This window comes from Moraxella pluranimalium, from assembly GCF_002014825.1.
Lineage (GTDB): Bacteria > Pseudomonadota > Gammaproteobacteria > Pseudomonadales > Moraxellaceae > Moraxella > Moraxella pluranimalium.
In genome coordinates, this window is record NZ_MUYU01000006.1 from 279,873 (window position 1) to 300,298 (window position 20,426).

Annotated in this window: 16 protein-coding genes and 2 tRNA genes; 11 read left to right on the forward strand and 7 right to left on the reverse strand. The window is 45.7% G+C overall.

The features are described 5' to 3' along the window. Positions 1 to 8: 8 nt before the first annotated feature. On the reverse strand, positions 9 to 677 hold the full coding sequence (locus B0680_RS02505; protein ID WP_078253465.1) for a hypothetical protein: 669 nt from the start codon (positions 675 to 677) through the stop codon (positions 9 to 11). Positions 678 to 786: 109 nt separating this feature from the next. On the opposite strand from B0680_RS02505, the gene B0680_RS02510 reads away from it, so the two are divergent. Next, the gene (locus B0680_RS02510) at positions 787 to 1,212 is read left to right on the forward strand and encodes an HIT family protein (RefSeq protein WP_078253466.1); all 426 of its coding nucleotides are present in this window, start codon (positions 787 to 789) and stop codon (positions 1,210 to 1,212) included. Between the two features lie 107 nt (positions 1,213 to 1,319). On the opposite strand, the gene B0680_RS02515 is transcribed toward B0680_RS02510, so the two are convergent. Continuing rightward, positions 1,320 to 2,093 (reverse strand): ferredoxin--NADP reductase, encoded by a 774-nt coding sequence (locus tag B0680_RS02515; RefSeq protein ID WP_078253467.1) that lies wholly within the window; start codon positions 2,091 to 2,093, stop codon positions 1,320 to 1,322. 142 nt (positions 2,094 to 2,235) lie between these two features. Here B0680_RS02515 and tsaA point away from each other — a divergent pair, with 142 nt between their 5' ends. Then, a complete protein-coding gene (tsaA, locus tag B0680_RS02520) occupies positions 2,236 to 2,952 on the forward strand; it encodes a tRNA (N6-threonylcarbamoyladenosine(37)-N6)-methyltransferase TrmO (RefSeq protein WP_078253468.1) in 717 nt (238 codons plus the stop codon). Between the two features lie 69 nt (positions 2,953 to 3,021). Here the strand turns inward: tsaA and B0680_RS02525 are convergent. Then, a tRNA-Leu gene (locus B0680_RS02525) sits at positions 3,022 to 3,108 on the reverse strand. Between the two features lie 72 nt (positions 3,109 to 3,180). Next, a tRNA-Cys gene (locus B0680_RS02530) sits at positions 3,181 to 3,254 on the reverse strand. Between the two features lie 477 nt (positions 3,255 to 3,731). Here B0680_RS02530 and B0680_RS02535 point away from each other — a divergent pair. From B0680_RS02535 to B0680_RS02555, 5 genes are all read left to right on the forward strand, one after another. Then, the gene (locus B0680_RS02535) at positions 3,732 to 5,171 is read left to right on the forward strand and encodes an efflux RND transporter periplasmic adaptor subunit (RefSeq protein ID WP_078253469.1); all 1,440 of its coding nucleotides are present in this window, start codon (positions 3,732 to 3,734) and stop codon (positions 5,169 to 5,171) included. Between the two features lie 19 nt (positions 5,172 to 5,190). Beyond that, positions 5,191 to 8,328 (forward strand): efflux RND transporter permease subunit, encoded by a 3,138-nt coding sequence (locus tag B0680_RS02540; protein ID WP_078253470.1) that lies wholly within the window; start codon positions 5,191 to 5,193, stop codon positions 8,326 to 8,328. Between the two features lie 13 nt (positions 8,329 to 8,341). Beyond that, a complete protein-coding gene (locus B0680_RS02545; protein ID WP_078253471.1) occupies positions 8,342 to 9,940 on the forward strand; it encodes an efflux transporter outer membrane subunit in 1,599 nt (532 codons plus the stop codon). A gap of 154 nt (positions 9,941 to 10,094) precedes the next feature. Next, positions 10,095 to 10,463, forward strand: a complete 369-nt coding sequence (locus tag B0680_RS02550; protein WP_078253472.1) for a gamma-glutamylcyclotransferase family protein — start codon at positions 10,095 to 10,097, stop codon at positions 10,461 to 10,463. Positions 10,464 to 10,691: 228 nt separating this feature from the next. Then, entirely contained in the window at positions 10,692 to 12,845 is a 2,154-nt protein-coding gene (locus B0680_RS02555; RefSeq protein ID WP_078253473.1) for a M3 family metallopeptidase, read from the forward strand. A 76-nt stretch (positions 12,846 to 12,921) separates the two neighbouring features. Here B0680_RS02555 and B0680_RS02560 read toward each other — a convergent pair whose 3' ends face one another. From B0680_RS02560 to B0680_RS02570, 3 genes are all read right to left on the reverse strand, one after another. Next, on the reverse strand, positions 12,922 to 14,169 hold the full coding sequence (locus B0680_RS02560; protein WP_078253474.1) for a WG repeat-containing protein: 1,248 nt from the start codon (positions 14,167 to 14,169) through the stop codon (positions 12,922 to 12,924). A gap of 141 nt (positions 14,170 to 14,310) precedes the next feature. Further along, positions 14,311 to 15,615, reverse strand: a complete 1,305-nt coding sequence (locus tag B0680_RS02565; protein WP_078253475.1) for a WG repeat-containing protein — start codon at positions 15,613 to 15,615, stop codon at positions 14,311 to 14,313. Between the two features lie 90 nt (positions 15,616 to 15,705). Continuing rightward, positions 15,706 to 16,299, reverse strand: coding sequence for a DUF2939 domain-containing protein (locus B0680_RS02570; RefSeq protein ID WP_078253476.1), 594 nt, complete (start codon positions 16,297 to 16,299; stop codon positions 15,706 to 15,708). Positions 16,300 to 16,451: 152 nt separating this feature from the next. Here B0680_RS02570 and B0680_RS02575 point away from each other — a divergent pair, with 152 nt between their 5' ends. The 4 genes from B0680_RS02575 to uppS all read left to right on the forward strand — a co-directional run bounded on the left by B0680_RS02575 (position 16,452) and on the right by uppS (position 20,389). Next, positions 16,452 to 17,993, forward strand: coding sequence for a helicase HerA-like domain-containing protein (locus B0680_RS02575; protein WP_078253477.1), 1,542 nt, complete (start codon positions 16,452 to 16,454; stop codon positions 17,991 to 17,993). Positions 17,994 to 18,186: 193 nt separating this feature from the next. Next, a complete protein-coding gene (gene pyrH, locus B0680_RS02580) occupies positions 18,187 to 18,912 on the forward strand; it encodes a UMP kinase (protein ID WP_078253478.1) in 726 nt (241 codons plus the stop codon). 88 nt (positions 18,913 to 19,000) lie between these two features. After that, positions 19,001 to 19,555 carry a ribosome recycling factor gene (gene frr, locus B0680_RS02585; protein WP_078253479.1) on the forward strand — a complete coding sequence of 185 codons (555 nt, stop codon included), beginning with the start codon at positions 19,001 to 19,003 and terminating at the stop codon, positions 19,553 to 19,555. Between the two features lie 81 nt (positions 19,556 to 19,636). After that, the gene (uppS, locus tag B0680_RS02590; RefSeq protein ID WP_078253480.1) at positions 19,637 to 20,389 is read left to right on the forward strand and encodes a polyprenyl diphosphate synthase; all 753 of its coding nucleotides are present in this window, start codon (positions 19,637 to 19,639) and stop codon (positions 20,387 to 20,389) included. Positions 20,390 to 20,426 lie beyond the last annotated feature (37 nt).

Here is a 20,426-nt window from a genome sequence, read left to right on the forward strand (position 1 = left end):
GCAAATCGCTATTGGGTTTGTTCTTGATAAGTTGCCAACACTTTATCGACTATCGCATCATGCATAAAGCGGACCAGCTCTGGGGTGTTATTCTTGATGGTGTTGATGGCGTGCGTGGTGGCGAGTGCATGAGCATTGGGTAGTCTGACATAGCCATCATGTGGCTCAATGCTGAGTATCTCATCGTCCATATCTATGCTGATTAGCTTGTGCTTGCTGCTTTTGTGCAGTAGATTGACCGTGCCCGTCAGTTGCCATTTTTGGGCTTCTTGCTCTACCAAAGTTGCGATGTCTTGACCATAGATTGCTTGCGATGATTTGGCAGTATTGGTAAATGACAAATGTAGTGCCAGTGGCAAATCATCATTGACAATCACCACCGTGCCACTGATTTTGATATGATAAGCCGCTCGAATTGTACCCGATGCCAAGCCAAGCAAGAGATTGGCTTCATCAGCGGTCATCAAGATGTTAATCTGTCTTAATAATTCAGGGCTCAGCGGTGTGTCTGCTTTGATATCATCATCCAAGCTGTCATAGTGCGCCAAGAACATCTGTGGCAAGTCACGATTGATAGTGAGTGTCGTCAGCTTGATATTATGCACCCGAAATACAAAAGCGTCATTTTTTAGAAGTTCTTGTAAAACAAATTCAGGCGTATCAGTGGTTTGTGTCATGTCAAAAACTTTTAAACAAAAATACTACTATAACACAAAGGCTATGCTAAAATATAGTTGTTTTATACGCTATTCGTGTGAGTTTAATTCAGTAAAAAGGAGCAAAAAAATGACGATGGTCTATGATGAGAACAATATTTTTGCCAAGATTTTGCGTGGTGAAATCCCATGCCACAAGGTCTATGAAGATGATAAAACCCTTGCTTTTATGGACATCATGCCAGTGGCAAAAGGCCATACGCTTGTGATTCCAAAATGCCAAGCGGTTGAGCTGTCGGATTTGCCTTGTGAATTTGCTTGTGCGGTGTTTAAGACTGCCCAAAAAGTGATGACAGCACAGCGTGTGGTGCTTGGCGTACAAGGCATCACCCAAATGCAGCTGAATCACTCAGATGCAGGTCAGTCGGTGTTTCATTATCATATGCACCTTGTGCCGACGCATTTGAGCAACATTGCCAAGCACGAAAGTAAAATGGGCGACCAAGACGAACTGGCCAAATTGGCAGAACAGCTACGCACCGCCATCGCTGAATAATTGCCAAATAACTCTTTTTTCATAAAAGTGTTTATCATAAAAGCAAAAAGCCAACAAGTTACAATGTTGGCTTTTGTTTTGCTGGTTGTATGGCTTGTATGGCTGAATCAACCCACAAATGCACGCTCAACCACATAATCAGCAGGCTCACCCATGCGTGGTGAGATGGTCAGACCAAAGCTATCCAAAATCGCACAGGTGTCATTATTCATCGCCATGCTACCGCAGATCATCACACGGTCGTCGTCTTTGTTCATCGGTGGCAAGCCGATGTCGGTGAACAGTTTGCCTGATTGGATCAAGTCAGTGACACGACCTGTGTTTTTGAACTCATCACGGGTGACGGTCGGATAATAGATGAATTTTTCACGCACCCATTCACCAAAGATCTCATCATTTGGCAATTCGTTCTCAAAGAAATCACGATACGCCAAATCATCGACATGACGCACGCCATGTACCAGGATGACTTTTTCGAAGTGTTCATAGACTTCAGGGTCACGGCATAGCGACAAGAATGGTGCAAGACCTGTACCTGTAGCAAGCATATACAGATGTTTGCCTGGTAGTAGGTCATCTAGTACGAGTGTGCCTGTTGGTTTTTTGCTGATAAGTAGCTCATCGCCGACTTTGATGTGCTGTAGGCGAGAAGTGAGTGGGCCATCAGGTACTTTGATTGAGAAAAACTCCAGCTCTTCTGCCCAGTTTGGACTGGCGATAGAATACGCACGTGCCAATGGCTTGCCATCGACCATGATACCAATCATCGCAAATTCGCCATTGCGAAAACGCAAGCTGTCGCCACGGGTGGTCTTGATGGTGAATAGGCTATCATTCCAATGATGCACATAAGTGACGGTTTCTGTGATAAACTTTGACATAATAATCTCTTATTATTGGATGCTTGGCAATGGATATGCCAATGATTGAAATTTTGGCTATAATAGCGAGTTTTTACCCAATGGTTTAGGGTAAATTTGGAATAAGCACCGTTTATTTTAGCATAAATAAGAAAAATTCTCTATGACTACTGTTCAATTACCCATCATCGGACATCATCGCTCGCCATTGGTGCAAAAATTTGGCGCACCAAGACAGCCCAATCTCGTCGAAGTGGCAAGCGTGATTGAGTTTGTACCGCCGTATGATACGCCGTCCGCCTTTGTTGGGATTGAGAAATTCAGCCATCTGTGGGTGATGTGGCAGTTTCATCAGAATAAATCACAGGATAATTTTCGTCCGCAGGTACGCCCACCGCGTTATGGTGGCAATGATAAAGTCGGCGTGTTCGCCACTCGCAGTATGTATCGTCCCTCAGCGCTTGGCTTGTCGGTGGTGCGACTGTCCCGAGTGGAGATAATCCAGCATCGGGTGCGGCTGCATATCATCGGTGCGGATATGGTCGATGGCACGCCGATTGTCGATATCAAGCCGTATCTGCCCTTTGTTGATAGTGTACCTGATGCCATCAGTGGTGAGATTGATGTGCCGATGACCAAGATGGTACAGATGTCAATGCAGGCGAGATATGAGTTTGATAGGCTTTGCAAGGATAATAAACTCACCATAGTAGATAAAAATATTATCCAAAATCTCATCGCCCAAGACCCACGAGTGGCATACCGTCAAGCCGAAATCGAAGTGGTCAGCACCATGCGTTATGGAGTGGTGGATGTGGATTTTTGGATGGATAAAATGGGTGTGATGGTTATCACAGGCTTACGAGCGGTGGCTGAATAGCGATAGTGAATAAGCAAAAATTAAGACAACAAAAAAGCCCTTATCGCTGATAAAGGCTTGATAATACGGTGGTGCCCGGGGCCGGACTTGAACCGGCACGCTCAAAAGAGCGAGGGATTTTAAATCCCTTGTGTCTACCAATTTCACCACCCGGGCATTTATTACTTGTTTTATTGATTCGATTGCGTCGTTACGCAAAATCATAAACAAGCTGGTAAACTAAAAAAATGGAGGCTGGAGTCGGAATCGAACCGGCGTACACGGAGTTGCAGTCCGCTGCATGACCACTCTGCCATCCAGCCATTAAGTGCTAGCTATATTACCAAAAATTTTCAAAAACACAAGCAAAATTTTCAAAAATTTTAGAAAATTCATCCAATGTCCGTGCTTTGCACACATTTTTTGGCAAATTGCAAGACACATTTTTGTCATTATCCACAAAAATAGTGCAAAAATTCTCATTTGCCAATGATGTAATAAGGTATAATACTAGGATTTAACTCAAGTGATTGACAATTTTAAATTCATAATGTGATATTATATCAATTTTATCATAATTATGAATATAAAATTCATAAACTTAATCGATTTTTTAAAAATTTTTTGAATTGAGTTAAAATTGCTCAATTTGAATTGGGTTGGTGGTTCTGTAGCCATTAAGTGGTTTTAAGATTTTGTCTGTTTTGGGCGATTGCCTTGATAATGCCTTGATAATTAAGTAGACAAAGACCTTAAAATCATTATCAAAACAAGTTAAGACAACGTAAGATAGGTTTTTTATGAAGTTAAATGTTCAAACGGCGATGATTGTTGCAATCATGGCGGGTGCAACTGCACTGACTGCCTGTAGCAAATCTGAGCAAGCAGATGCAGCGGCGGCACAGCAGCAACAAATGCCAAAGACAACCGTTGATGTGCAGACCATCAGCTTGCAGGCTGTGCCGGTGATTCAGACCTTTTCGGGGCGTATTGCTGCTAGTGAGACATCTGAGGTGCGTCCACAGGTGACGGGTATTGTTGAAGAAGTGCTATTTCGTGAAGGTAGCACCGTGCAAGCAGGTCAGCCTTTGTATCGCATTAATCTAGACAGCTACCAAAGCTCGCTAGAGGCAGGGCAAGCAGCCGTCGCCAATGCTGAGGCAACCATGCAAAATGCACAAGCGGCTAGAGCATCAGCGCAGGCGAATTTGGTTGCACAGCAGGCAAACCTTGCACAAGCGCAGGCGGATTTGAACCGTTATAAGGGCTTGCTTGAGATTGGTGCGATTTCTGAACAGCTACATGACCAAGCAATAACCGCAGTGCGTACCGCTGAGGCGAATGTCAAAGCATCTATGGAAGCAGTCAATCAAGCGGATGCATCCATCAATAGTGCCAAAGCATCCATCGCTAGTGCCAAAGCTAGCCTGAATGCCAGCCAGCTTGATGCATCACGTACCATTGTCAAAGCACCGATTAGCGGTGTGACAGGTATTTCGGCAGTGACGGCAGGTGCATTGGTATCAGCCAACCAAACAACAGCACTAGTGACCATCAACCGTCTTGACCAAGTCTATGTCGATATCAGTCAATCCTCTGCTGAGATGCTCAAGATGCGTGAAGAAATTGCATCAGGCAAGATGGGTCAAGGTAGCCCAGAGGTGCAGTTGGTACTAGAAGACGGTACAACTTATCCTATCATTGGCCGCTTGCTACTTGCTAATGCTAAAGTCGATGAAAAAACAGGTGCAGTGACTTTGCGTGCCTTATTCCCAAATCCTAACGGTCAACTATTGCCAGGGATGTTTGTTAATGCACGTCTGATTCAGACCGTTGTGCCAAATGCTGCCTTGTTGCCACAAAGTGCCATTACTCGCACCGCAAAAGGCGAAACTCAAGTCTATGTGGTCAACGCCCAAAACAAAATCGAAGTGCGTGATGTTACCACTGCAGGCACTTATAATGGTAACTGGATCGTGACAGGTGGCATCAATAATGGCGACCGTGTTGTCATCATTGGTGGCTCAAAAGTCAAAGCAGATCAAGAAGTGGATGTGCGTGAGCTGCCGCCGGCAGGTGTCAGCCAAGAACAAGCTCAGGGGCAAACTGCGCCAACATCCAATTCTACTGAGCAGGGTGTGCCTGCACAAAGTGCAACTCAAGCACCAGCTCAACCAGCTGTGCCAATGGCACGACCTGCTGAGCAAGTAGATGGCGAAACCACAAAACAAGCTCAATAACCCAACAAATAGGTAATTTATGTCTCGATTTTTTATTCAAAGACCGATTTTTGCTTGGGTCATTGCATTATTGATTATGTTGGTGGGTATTTTGTCCATTCGTGGATTGCCTATTGAGCAGTATCCGCAGATTGCACCCCCAACTGTACAGGTGTCCGCTGTCTATCCAGGTGCTGATGCACAGACCATCGAAAACTCAGTGACGCAGGTGATTGAGCAACAGATGAAAGGCTTGGATGGTTTGATGTATATGTCATCTAGCTCATCTGCAAACGGTCAAGCAAGCGTTACGCTTACCTTTGAAAGTGGTACTGACCCTGATACAGCACAAGTCCAAGTGCAAAACAAACTACAATCAGCGACCAGTTCATTACCAGAAAGTGTGCAGCGTCAAGGCGTCTCGGTCAATAAGTCATCCAGTGGCTTTTTGATGGTTTATGGCTTTGTCTCAGAAGATGACAGTATGGATGAGGCGGATATTGGTGATTATCTTAATACCAATATTGTTGATGGTCTAAGCCGTGTCGAGGGCGTGGGTTCAGTAGAGGTGTTTGGTTCATCTTATGCGATGCGCATTTGGCTAGACCCTGCCAAGCTACGTGCCTATAACCTAATGCCATCTGATGTCTCAGCGGCGATTCAGTCGCAGAATGTGCAAGTCTCAGCAGGTCAGTTGGCAAGCCTACCGACCAATAATGAGCGTGCTTTGATTAGTGCTAGTATTGGCGTTCAAAGCCTGATGCAGACTCCAGAAGAGTTTGAAAATATTCTGCTAAAAACTGATACCGCAGGGGCAAAGGTATATCTAAAAGATGTCGCCCGTGTGGAACTTGGCTCTCAAGATTATTCAAGTAACACCAAGTACAATGGTAAAACCGCTGCAGGTATGGCAATCAGCCTAGCATCTGGTGCTAATGCGCTTGAAGTGCGTCAGGCGGTCGAAGATAAAATGACTCAAATGTCAGCCAACTTTCCAAAAGGCTTGACCTATGTTGTGCCATTTGATACCACGCCATTTGTCCGTCTGTCTATTGAGCAGGTGGTCAAGACGCTACTTGAAGCGATTGCACTGGTATTTGTGGTGATGTTCTTGTTCCTACAAAACTGGCGCGCGACCATTATTCCTACACTAGCCGTGCCTGTGGTAATTCTAGGTACATTTGCTGTGCTGTCCGTATTTGGCATGAGTATCAATATCTTGACCATGTTTGCGATGGTGCTTGCTATTGGTTTGCTGGTCGATGATGCGATTGTTGTGGTTGAGAACGTTGAGCGTCTGCTCGAAGAAAATCCGGAAATGTCCGTCATCGAAGCAACCACCGAATCGATGCGTGAGATTAGCAAAGTGGTTATCGGTATTGCGCTGATTTTGTCAGTGGTGTTTGTTCCGATGATTTTCTTTGGTGGCTCAACAGGGGTGATTTATCGTCAATTTGCTGTGACGCTGATTACCAGTATGGTGCTGTCGGCGATTGTGGCGTTGGTATTTACGCCTGCACTGTGCGTGTCGATTCTTAAGCGCAAAAAACACCATGATATTCAAACCCAAAAAGGCTTTTTTGGTTGGTTTAACCGTGCTTTTTATAAGGCAAGTAGCGGTTATGAAAAATTTGTTGGCAAAACCTTTAATGCCAAGCTGATTTATGTCGTTGTCTATGCGGCGATTATTGCTGTACTTGGCTTTTTCTTTGTGCGTCTGCCAAGCGCGTTTGTCCCTGAAGAGGACCAAGGCGTGCTATTTGCGATGGTGCAGATGCCAGCAGGCACAACCGAAGATAAGACTTCAGCAGTGATGGACAAGGTTCGTCAGTATTATCAAACCCAAGAAGAAAAGAATGTCGAAAGCGTATTTTCGATTACTGGCTTTAGCTTTATGGGTAGTGGTCAAAACATGGGTATGGCGTTCATCAAGCTCAAAGACTGGAGCGAGCGTACGGGCGATGAGAATGCCGCGGCAAATATCGCCAATCGTGCCATGATGATGAATATGACCATTCCTGAAGCAAGTATGGTAATTTCAATGGCACCGCCTGCGATTATGGGTTTTGGTAACTCAAACGGCTTTAACTTGCAGGTTAAAGATAATGGTGGTGTTGGTCGTGAAAAACTGCTCGAAGCACGCAATATGTTACTTGGCATGGCATCCCAAAGCCAAGTGGTGACAGGTGTCCGCCCTGGTGGTCAAGAAGATGCGCCAAAGCTAAAACTCAATGTTGATTATGAAAAGGCGGCAGTGCTCGGCATCCCTGCAAGCAATATTAACTCAACACTTGCAATGGCATGGGGTAGTAGCTATGTCAATGATTTCATTGACCGTGGCCGTATCAAAAAAGTCTATATGCAAGGTGAGCCTGATAGTCGTGTGATACCAGAAGATATTGGCAAATGGTATGTGCGTAACAACGATGGTCAGATGGTGCCGTATAGTACTTTTGCAACGAGCGAATGGGAGTACGCTAGCCCAAGTGTCGTCCGTTATAATGGCGTACCATCGATGGAGCTATCGGGTAATGCTATCCCTGGCAAGAGCTCGGGTGATGCGATGGCCGAGATGGAGAATTTTGCCAAGCAGTTGCCTGAAGGTGTTGGTATCGAGTGGAGCGGCTTGTCTTTAGAGGAGCAAAAATCTGGCGGTCAAGCACCACTCCTTTACGCACTAGCTGTCGTGGTGGTGTTCTTGTGCTTGGCAGCATTGTACGAAAGCTGGTCAATCCCATTCTCGGTGCTACTGGTGATTCCGCTGGGTGTCTTGGGTGCGGTGCTGTTGACCAAGGTGCATGGGCTTAGCAATGATGTGTACTTGCAAGTGGGTCTGTTGACCGTCGTTGGTCTATCTGCCAAAAACGCCATTTTGATTATTGAGTTTGCCAAAGAGCTCCAAGAGTCAGGCAAATCACTCAAAGAAGCAGTGATGCAGGCAGCTCGTATGCGTCTGCGCCCGATTATCATGACATCACTTGCATTTGGTATTGGTGTTGTGCCATTATACTTGGCAACAGGTGCAGGCTCGGGCAGCCAAAATGCCGTTGGTACGAGTGTGCTTGGTGGGGTGATTACCGCAACCTTATTGGGCGTGTTCTTTATCCCGATGTTCTATGTATGGGTGAGAACCTTATTCCCGCTCAAGCAAAAAGATGTCAGCACCACAGCCAAATAATTCAGGAAAATATATGAAAACAACTCAAACTTTGCGTATCTTTGCATTGTCTGCACTCGCTGTCAGTATGGCAGCGTGTAGCACCATTCCAAAGAAAATTGACACCAGTATCCCTGTGGTCGCACAGCCAAAAGTTGATATGGATAAAGCTTATCAAGTCTATGATAAAGAGACCATCAGTGTCGCCGAAGCGCCAAGCGTGGCATCACTGCGTTGGCAAGAATATTATAGTGATGATAAGCTAAAATCACTGATTCAAATGGCGCTGGATAACAACAAAGACCTACAAAAAGCCGTGCTTGCTATCCAGTCAGCTCGTGCGCAGTACCAAATCACCGAAGCGTCAGGCCTACCAACCGTTGGCGCATCAAGTGGTGCGACACGCTCAGGTGGGCGGGGTGATGCCAATCCATCAAGTAGCTACAGTGTCAATTTGGCAATGAGTAGCTATGAGCTGGATTTGTGGGGCAAAGTCGCAAGCCAAAAAGAGCAAGCGCTGCACAATTATCTAGCAACCAACTCAGCCAAAGACGCTGCGCAAATCTCGCTTATCTCAAGTGTAGCTCAAGGCTATGTTAATCTAAGCTATGCACTTGCTCAGCGTCAGCTTGCCATCGAGACGCTAAAGACTCGTGAGCATTCGCTGATGATTAACCAAAAACGCTTTGGTGCAGGCATTGACTCAAAATCACCAACGCTACAAGCAGAAGCATCGCTCGAAGCTGCCAAATTGGCAGTTTATCAAGCAGATACCAGTATTTTGCAAGCAAAAAATGCCTTGCAACTACTGGTTGGTGCGCCAATCCCTGCCAATCTATTGCCAGAGCTTGCGGTGAATAACATTGTCAGTCAGTCGCTATTTAGCACAGGCTTGCCAAGTGAGCTACTGCACTATCGCCCTGATATCGTCCAAGCAGAGCACAGCCTAAAAGCGGCGGGGGCGAATATCAATGTCGCACGTGCTGCCTATTTCCCATCCATCAGCCTATCAACGAGTGTGGGTCTGGGTAGCTCAAGCTTGAGCGATTTGATTAGTAGTAGTGCTTTTGGTTGGTCATTTGGCCCATCTGTCAGCTTGCCAATCTTTGATGCAGGTGCTCGCAAGGCAAATTATGAAGTGGCGCAAATCGCACAACAGTCTGCTTTGGTCAGCTACGAAAAAGCCATCCAAACTGCCTTTAGAGAAGTGTCGGACGTGCTTGCCACTCGTGCAACTTTGACCCAACAGCTTGATGCACAGTATCGCCTACAAAAGAACTATCAGCAGACTTATGATATCGCTCATGCACGTTTCCGCTCAGGCTTGGATAATTATCTGACTGTGCTTGATGCTGAGCGTTCGTTATTTGGCAATCAGCAAAGCATCCTACAGCTTGAGCTTGCCAAGCTTATCAGCCAAATTGAGCTGTATCAAGTGCTAGGCGGTGGGGCGAATTTGACCGCTGAACAAATCACCGAGCCAAGCACTCAGCAAGCTGCGATGAAAACAGCAACTTTGGCAACCAACGAACAGTTGGCAGATGCCAAAGTCATCGCCGAGCCTGTGGATGATAAGGTGATTTTACTCAATCAAGTCGCACCAGCCACATCAACCACACCAGCCCAAAAATAAGCCAACGATAGCCGAATGACTATCAGTAGTGGGTTTGTCGCCTACTTATGGCAAGCCAAAGCATCCATCCGTGCGATGGGTGCTTTTGTTTTTTGGCTGTGTTACAATGCAAAGTCTAATACAAAGCCATAATACAAAAAAATCAGGAGTTGTGATGCTAAATCGTCTATTCGTCTATGGTACACTTGCACCAAACCGTAGCAATCATCATTGGCTTGCCAATATCGGCGGGCAGTTTGAGACGGCGAGCATGACAGGCGTACTTATCCCAGAGGGGTGGGGTGCAGCCGAAGGCTATCCTGCCATCATTCCGTGCGAGCAGGGTCGGGTGGTAGAGGGCTATTTATTCAGTTCTGATAATTTGCCCGAGCATTGGCAGGCGCTCGATGACTTTGAAGGTGAGGGCTATGTACGTACTGAGGTTTTGGTTACGATGGCGGATGGTACACAGCAGACAGCTTGGGTCTATGCACTAGCGGTCAATGAATCTGATAAAGCCAAGCTGATTGCGCAATACGCCTAAGCCATACACGACATGATAAACCAATCAGCCTGCTATCAGCTTATCATAAGTATTCAAAACCAAAACTTGGTCAATTAGGCGTAATGTCCCGATAATATACCAACAACATTCTAACGCCAAGTATGCAATCATGTCATTTTGGTCATGCAGTACTGGTAATTTTGGATGAAATATTGTAATGTATTAGGGCTGTTTTATTGTACGAATTTTAACCAACAAGGAGTTGAGATGAAAAGACGTAATTTTTTGCAAGGAAGTTTGGGTGCGGTAGCACTGGGTGCGCTAGGCTTACCAAAGTTTGCCTTTGGTGTCGTGCCAAATGTAGCGCTGGTCATTCCTGAGAATCTATCTGCTAACCCATTGCTAGACTTTAGCGGTTTACCAAAATATTCACAAATCAAGCCTGAGCACGTGATGCCTGCGATGGAGTTTTTGTTCGGCGAAGCACGCAAGGTCGTTGAGCAAGTGTCTGCACTGCCTGAGCCGACTTGGGAGAGTTTTTATTATCCGCTGGCTGATATTGATGACAAGCTTGAGCGAGTCTTTGGTGCGGTGGCGAACCTGCACTCGGTGCGTAATGATGATGAGCTACGCAAAGTGTTTAGCGAAGCGCGCACCTTATCAACCGAGTTTTATACTTGGCGTGGTATGAATAAAGCACTGTTTGACGTGGTTAATAAGCTGAAAAATTCGCCAGAGTTTGCAAGCTATAGCATTCCGCAACAAAAAACCATCGATGATGCGCTGCTCAATTTCCGCCTATCGGGTATCAACTTGTCAGACAGCGACCAAAAAACCCTTGCAAAAATCAACGCACGCTTATCAGAGTTATCCACACAGTTTAGCAATAATGTACTTGATGCGACCAATGGCTGGCATAAGACGGTAAGTGGTGATGCACTAAAAGGGCTCAATGAATCAGCACTGGCAAGCGCCAAACAAAAAGCGACAGAAAAAGGCGAAACTGGTTATCGCATCGGTCTTGATACACCAAGCTATTTGGCGGTGATGAATTATGCTGATGATGGCAAACTTCGCCAAGAGATGTATGAGGCGTTTCTCACGCGTGCATCCGATGTCGGGCCAAATGCAGGCAAATGGAATAATAATCCTGTCATCGCCGAAATCCTAAAGCTACGCCTGCAAATGGCAAAACTGCTTGGCTTTGATAACTATGCCGAATATTCACTGGCGACCAAGATGGCCGATAGTCCTGCGCAAGTGATGGAGTTTCTCGGTGGACTTACCAAGCGTAGCCGTGCCAAGGCACAAGCGCAGTATGATGAGCTGGTCGCCTTTGCCAAGAGCGAATACGGTATCGATACGCTAAACCCATGGGATATTGCCTATTATACTGAGAAGCACAAGGCGAAATTATACGATTTTGATAAAGAGACTTTGCGTGAATACTTCCCAGAAGAGAAGGTCTTGGCAGGGCTATTTGAGATTGCCAAGCGTCTGTTTGGTATCACTATCCGTCCTGCATCGGCGGATGTGTGGGATCCGTCGGTGAAGTTCTTTGAAGTGTATGATGCATCCAGTCAGCACAAAGCATCGTTTTATCTTGACCTGTATGCCCGTGAGAATAAGCGTGGTGGGGCGTGGATGAGTACAGCGATTGACCGTATTCGCCATGCTGATGGCAGTGTGCAGCTGCCTGTGGCGGTGCTTGTGGGGAATTTTCGCAAGCCTGCCGATGGCGAGCCGTCATTGCTACTGCATGATGAAGTGACGACCTTATTCCATGAGTTCGGGCATGGCGTGCATCTGATGCTGACACAGATGGATATTCAGGGCGTGACAGGGCTCAATGGCGTGCCGTGGGATGCGGTCGAAGTGCCTAGTCAGCTGATGGAGGGCTTTACCTTTAATCGCACGACGCTGCCCTACATCTCATCGCACTATCAAACAGGCGAGCCACTACCTGCCGAGCTACTTGATAAACTGCTCGAAGCCAAGCACTATCAAGGGGCGTTCAATCTGATTCGTCAGCTGGAGTTTGGTATTTTTGATATGAAAGCCAATATCGAATACACTGCCGATAAGCCAGAAAACTGGGCGCAAGAGCTGTTCTTGGCGGTCAGCCGAGAGGTGGGTGTGCTGACACTGCCTGACTATGTGCGTCGCCCAAATTCATTCACGCATATTTTCTCCGGTGGCTATGCAGCAGGCTATTATAGCTATCTGTGGTCGGAGCTACTGGCCAATGACGGCTTTGCCAAGTTTGAAGAAGAGGGCGTGCTAAACCCAGTCACTGGCAAACGCCTAGAAGATACCATCCTAGCCCAAGGCGGCTCTCGTCCACCGATGGATCTGTATGTCGAGTATCGTGGTCGAGTGCCAAAACTCGATGCCTTACTTGCTAATTATGGGATTCAATAAGCAACAAAACCACCTTGTATGGATTATACAAGGTGGTTTTATATGGCTTGATATCGCTGTTTTAATCACTATTGAATCAATCAAACCGTCGCCCACCTAACCAATATAGGCGTTCTCCTTGTCGATTAATATAAAATACTTCGCCAGTGGAGCGATCCAAAACAGCCGCTATGCCATTATAAAAATACTCAGCCATATCATACTTCAGCGGAACCACTACCTTACCAGTGTTATCAACAAATCCGTATTTGTCATTTTGCATAACTTTTGCCAATCCTTCGCTAAAATCGTAAGCCTCATCATACTTCAGCGGAACCACCACCTTGCCAGTTTTATCAATAAACCCCCTTTTGCCATTTCGCTCAACGCTTGCCAATCCTTCGTTAAAAGACCCAGCCCAATCATAGCTTAGCGGAATCACCACCTGACCAGTTTTATCAATAAATCCAGCTTTGCCATTTCGCTCAACGCTTGCCAATCCTTCGCTAAAAGACCCGGCATAATCATACTTCAGCGGAATCACCACCTTGCCGGTGTTATCAATAAATCCCCATTTGTCATTTTGCATAACTGTTGCCAATCCTTCGTTAAAAAAATCAGCCGAATCATACTTCAGCGGAATCACCACCTTGCCGGTGTTATCAATAAATCCCCATTTGCCATTTTGCCGAACCCTTGCCAACCCCTCGTTAAAAAAATCAGCCGAATCATACTTCAGTGGAACCACCACCTTACCAGTGTTATCCACAAATCCCCATTTGTCATTTTGCTGAACCCTTGCCAATCCTTCGCTAAAAGAATCAGCCATATCATACTTCAGCGGAATCACTACTTTGCCGGTGTTATCAATAAATCCAGCTTTGCCATTTCGCTCAACGCTTGCCAATCCTTCGCTAAAAGGCCCAGTCTCATCATAGTTTAGCGGAATCACCACCTTACCAGTGTTATCAATAAATCCCCATTTGCCATTTCGCTCAACGCTTGCCAATCCTTCGCTAAAATTGTAAGCCATATCATACTTCAGCGGAATCACCACCTTGCCGGTGTTATCAATAAATCCCCATTTACCATTTCGCGAAACCCCTGTCAATCCTTCGCTAAAAGGATAAGTCCAATCATACAACGGCTGAATCACCACCTTGCCAGTTTTATCAATAAACCCCTTTTTGTCATCACGCTCAACGTTTGCCAAGCCGTCCGACAAGCAATCAATATAATCATATCCATATACCACTGGTCGCTCACATGCCCAGAGATTTTGGCTACATAAGATACCGCCTGTCAATAGCAGGGCGGACGAGAAATGGCGGATGGTATAGTTCATCAGATATCCTTAGTAAGTCTAGGTAAATAATTAGATAATGTAGCAGAATTTGATGAGTTGGGCAAATATAATTGATTTTATAAAGCCACCTTGTATGGATTATACAAGGTGGTTCTGCGGTATCTATAATGGGCAGGTTATTCAATCGACTGCAGAATTGTCAGCGTAATCGGTCGCTGCTTTTGCTTTATCTGCCGATCTTGTCAAGGTTGCTGCACCAAGCCAGTATAAGCGCTCACCTTGTTTATTTATATAAAATGTTTCGCCTGTGGATGCGTCTAGAACGCCAGCAATGCCATCATGAAAATTATCAGCATCTTCATATTTCAGAGGAATCACCACTTTGCCCGTTTTATCAATAAATCCCCATTTATTATTTTGCACCACCAACGCCAGTCCTTCGCTAAAAGACTCGACTTCATCATATTTTGGCGAAACAACAATATTACCAACTTTATCAACAAACCCCCATTTGTTATTTTTTGACACTACTGCTAATCCTTCGTTAAAATTGGCAACTGAATCATATTTTAGCGGAATAATCACTTTATCTATCCGATCAATAAATCCCCATTTGTTATTTTTCGAAACCGCTACCAATCCATCATTAAAAATTCCAATATCATCATATTTCAGAGGGATTGTTACATTTCCATTTGTATTAATAAAACCATACTTACCATTTTTTGAAACTTTTGCTAATCCTTCAAAAAAAGAATCAGCTGTATCATATTCTAGCGGAATTGCTATTTTGCCTTTTTTATCGATAAATCCTGCGTAATCGCCTTGCGCAACACTTGCCAAACCTTCTCTAAAATCCCAAGCAAAATCATATTTTAATGGAATCACCATCTTTCCGGTTGAGTCAATAAAACCGTATTTATCGTTTTTCTTGACTAATGTCAGTCCTTCGCTAAAACCTCCAATGTATTCATACTTCAGCGGAATTACAACTTTACCAGCTTTATTTATAAAACCATATTTGCCATTTTGTGAAACTCCAACTAGTCCTTCTCTAAAATCCCAAGCGTTATCATAACGCAGTGGAATCGCCATCTTACCTGATTTATCAACAAAGCCCCACTTGTTATTTTTTAAAACACCTGCCAATCCCTCGCTAAAACCTCCAATGTATTCATACCTCAGCGGAATCACCACATCACCAGCTTTATTTATAAAACCATATTTGCGATCCAGGGAAACCGCTGCTAACCCATCTCTAAATTCTCCAATAGAATCATACTGTGGAGAGATTACCACCTTACCGGTCTTATCAATAAATCCATATTTGCCATCACGCTTAACCACTGCCAAGCCGTCCGACAGGCATTCAACAAAATCATATCCATGCACTTCTGGTCGCTCACACGCCCAGAGATTTTGGCTATATAAGATACCGCCTGTCAGTAGCAGGGCGGATGAGAGATGGCGAATGGTGTAGTTCATCAGATATCCTTAGTAAGTCTAAGTAAATAATTAGATAATGTAGCAGAATTTGATGAGTTAGACAAGTGAGACTAGCGTTATCAGGCTTAGTTACTCCAACGGCAGTCGTACATCAACAATTTTCCAAGTAAATAGCCCATATCGCTGCATGATGACGGTCAAAGGCTGATTGGCTGATGGTTTTTTGATATCGATACTAAAGGTGTTGAGCGTCTGATAGCTGGGATGATACTCAAGCTCATCGGTGATAGACGACGAAGCAGTGGTGGTCGCTTGATCAGTCTTGGCGGGAGTTTGGGTATTGGTGGCTTGATTGGTCATACTATCTTGTAGTTTGGCTAATGATAGATCTTGAGTGATGTCCTTGCCTTGGATGAGTAGTTCCATCGACTTTGGCGAGACGACTGCATCGATCAGACCATCAATCATGACAGTGGCAAATGCTGCACCGAGTAGGGCAAATTCATCATTGGTATCAGGCAGTTCGGTGGCAAGCTTGGTTTTGAGCTGATCTTTGATACTGGCTTTGACACTGACAAAATCCACCGCATCGACCAGCGTGGCTGTATCGTGTTTTTCTACTGCATTTTTTAGTTGGTATAAAGTATAATACGGAGATGCCAAATAAGCACCGATGAATCCTAGTAGCACAACGATCAGCGAAATACGCACCAATTTATTCATAAAAATCACTCCAATTTGGCTGAGTTTCCAAGGCAGATGATGCCGATTTTTTTTGTAAAATTACAAAAATTCACTGCAATTTGCCCCAGTGAAATGAGTATAATAAGCCTAATTCTAGCACAGATTTTTATCTGATTTTTAAGGAAATACCTATGCAATTAACATTAGCAAAAACTGTACAAGGCAGCACTGATCTGGGCATCCATACCAAGATGGCGAACCGCCACGGCTTGATCGCAGGGGCGACAGGTACAGGTAAGACCATCAGCCTGCGCAAGATGGCTGAGAGCTTTAGCCGACTGGGTGTGCCGGTATTTTTGGCGGATGTCAAAGGTGACTTATCAGGTATCGCCAAGGCAGGTACAGCCACCGGTAAAGTTGGCGAGCGTATGGCAGAATATGGGCTGGGTGATGAGTATTTGACAGGCTTTCCGGTGCGTTTTTGGGATGTGTATGGTGAGACGGGGATTTCTGTGCGTGTGACCATCTCACAGCTTGGCAGTACGCTATTGGCACGCCTATTGGGGCTTAATGACACCCAAGAAGGCCTATTAAACCTAGTGTTCAAAGTCGCTGATGATCGTGGCTGGCATTTGCTGGATCTCAAAGACTTACGCAGTATGCTCGTGTATGTGGCGGATAATGCCGCTGAGTTTCGTGTGCAGTATGGCAATGTCTCGGCAGCGAGTATCGGGGCGATTCAGCGTCAGCTACTTCAGCTAGAGAGCGAGGGTGGTAATGAGTTTTTTGGCGAGCCGTCATTGAACCTAGAAGACTGGGTGCAGTCTGAGGGTGATAAAGGGGTGATTAATATCCTAAATTCCGAAAAGCTGATGCGTTCGCCACGCTTGTATGGGGCGTTTTTGCTGTGGTTTTTGGCAGAGATTTTTGAGACCTTTCCAGAAGTAGGCGATCTTGACAAGCCAAAATTTGTCCTGTTCTTTGATGAAGCGCATCTATTGTTTGACGATATGCCACCTGCCTTGACCAAGCAAATCGAGCAAGTGGTACGCCTAATCCGCTCAAAAGGCGTGGGCGTGTATTTTGTCACCCAAAACCCGCTAGATTTGCCTGATACTATTCTAGGTCAGCTCGGTAACCGTATCCAACACGCCTTGCGTGCCTTTACCCCGCGAGACCAAAAAGCGGTCAAATCTGCCGCTGAGACTTTCCGCAGTAATGAGTCGCTCAATGTCGCTGAAGTCATCAGCGAGCTTGGTGTGGGTGAAGCACTTGTGTCATTTTTGGACGAAAAAGGGATGCCGACGGTGGTTGAGCGTGCTTACATCCTACCGCCATCATCACAGCTGACACCGCTATCGAGTGATGAGCGTGACCAAGATTATCAAGGTGATGTCTTGTATCGTTATTATAAAGATATGGTTGATAATTATTCTGCTTATGAAGCATTGAATGAGCAAGCAGCAGCCGAGCAAGCACAAGCTGAACAAGTGCAAACTGCCCAAACTGCCCAAGCCGAACAAGCGAAACAAACGAACAACCAATCCGCCGAAAAATCCGCAGGCAGTAGTGCGCTCGAAGGCTTTTTGGGTGGCTTGACAGGTGGTCGCAAAAAAACCGGTCAAGGCACAGCCTACAATGTCGCCGATGCGCTTGGCAGTCAGCTTAACAAACAAGCTACTCAAGCCATCAGCCGTGGTCTGATGGGCGTGATTAAGAATTTATTAAAATAATTGGTTTGGCTCACTGACCCAAATTATCCCAACAAGCCATCGCAAGTCGGTGGCTTGTTGCTTAATAAACTCACCAAAACAAGCACAACTTTTGTCAAAGCTATATCAAAAAATTGGCAACTATGCTAAAATCTAGGCAATTTGTCTAGTTGTTATGGGCTTAAATTAGCCTAACGAAAGCTTTGGGGGCGATATGTCTGATAAAAATCCACAATTTTCTCGCATTCTACTAAAACTGTCGGGCGAAGCCTTGGCGGGTGGTCGTGGCATGGGTATTGATGCGTCTATCCTTGACCAAATGAGCCTATCAATCGCTCATCTGTGTGGTCTGGGCGTACAAGTCGGTATCGTCGTCGGCGGTGGCAACTTGTATCGTGGCAGCCAGCTACAAAAAGAAGGTCTGGTTGGCCGTGTTACAGGCGACCAAATGGGGATGCTTGCCACCGTGATGAATGGTCTAGCCATGCGTGATGCATTGGTTCGTCGTAACATCAAGACTCGCCTGATGTCAGCTATCGCTATCGATACGGTGGTTGAGTCATATTCTAGCCGTGATGCGATTCGCCATCTCAATAATGGCGAAGTGTGTATCTTTGTAGCAGGTACGGGCAATCCATTTTTTACCACCGATACCGCAGCGTGCTTGCGTGGCATCGAAATCGAAGCAGGTCTAATCCTAAAAGCGACCAAAGTCGATGGCGTCTATGACAAAGACCCAACCACCAATGATGATGCGGTGAAATTCGACAGCCTAAGCTTTGATGAAGTGCTTGAAAAGAAACTGGGCGTGATGGATTTGACCGCCATTGCGCTATGCCGTGAGCATAATGTACCGCTACAAGTGTTCGATATGAATAAGCCAAATGCACTACTCAATGTCGTGATGGGCGAAGCTGAAGGCACTCGTGTTTATCATTGATAAATAAGCCATTAAGCCATGGTGCTGATGATTTGGTATCATGGCGATGATTGATTGGTAGATTTTAAGAATTTGAAAGGAAATTGATATGATTAATGACATCAAAAAAGACGGCGAAGCTCGTATGAATAAGACGCTAGAAGCGCTTGAAGGGGCGTTTGCTAAGCTGCGTACTGGTCGTGCTCATCCGGGCGTACTATCAGGCGTGATGGTCAGCTACTATGGCTCTGAGACCCCGCTTAACCAAGTAGCGAGCATCAATGTCGAAGACAGCCGTACGCTACTGGTTCAGCCATTTGACCGCTCAATGGTGCAAGCAGTGGATAAGGCGATTCGTGAAGCGGATTTGGGTCTAAACCCAATGACTGCTGATGTCATCCGTGTGCCGATGCCTGCTTTGACCGAAGAGACTCGCCGTGATATGCAAAAAATCGCTCGTGGCGATGCTGAGCAAGCGCGTGTCTCTGTGCGTAATATCCGTCGTGATATGCTAGGCGATATCAAAGATTTGCTAAAAGAAAAAGAAATCTCTGAAGATGATGAACGCCGTGCAGCTGACGACATCCAAAAGCTGACCGATAAATTTATCGCTGCCATCGATACTCGCCTAGAGAAAAAAGAAAGCGAATTGATGGAAGTATAATTTACTTAAGTCATTCTACACTGACATGGGCGGAGCGATGCTCTTCCTGTGTCATAGTCATTTAACAAAAGTACAAACACCATGACCACACCCTTAGCACCGCTTGCCACCGTCCCACAGCACATCGCCATCATCATGGATGGCAATAACCGCTATGGTAAAGCCAATCAGCTTGCGACAGGTGCAGGTCATGTGGCGGGTAAAGATGCGCTTGATCCGATTGTCGAGCACTGCTTGGCTCGTGGCGTGCAGGTCTTGACGGTGTTTGCTTTTTCGAGCGAAAATTGGGCTAGACCTAAGGCGGAAGTTGAGCTGTTGATGCGTCTGCTTGAGCAGACTATTCATGAGCAGATGCCCCGTATGCACAAATATCGCATTCGCCTGCGTTTCATCGGTGATCGCAGTCTGCTATCTGATGAGTTGGCACAGCTGATGGCAGATGCTGAAGCGACGACGGCGCAGTTTGATGCGATGACTTTGGTGATTGCCATCAGCTACGGTGGACAATGGGATATCGCCAATGCTGCCAAGATGCTTGCCCAAGAAGTCGCAGATGCTAAGCTTAGTGCCGATGACATCACGGCAGATACTTTGGCGGCAAAGCTACAATTGGCGGATTTACCCGCCGTAGATATGCTGATTCGCACCGGTGGGGATTATCGTATCTCAAACTTCTTGCTATGGCAGATTGCTTATGCTGAGCTGTTTTTTACACCGACGCTGTGGCCAGAGTTTGGCGTCGATGAGCTTGATGCGATGATGGCAAGCTTTGCCAATCGTGAAAGGCGATTTGGCAAAACCAGTGAGCAAGTGCAAGCTGACACAGCGCGCTAAGCACTCATTTATAACCTAAGGACACCATAGGACACCT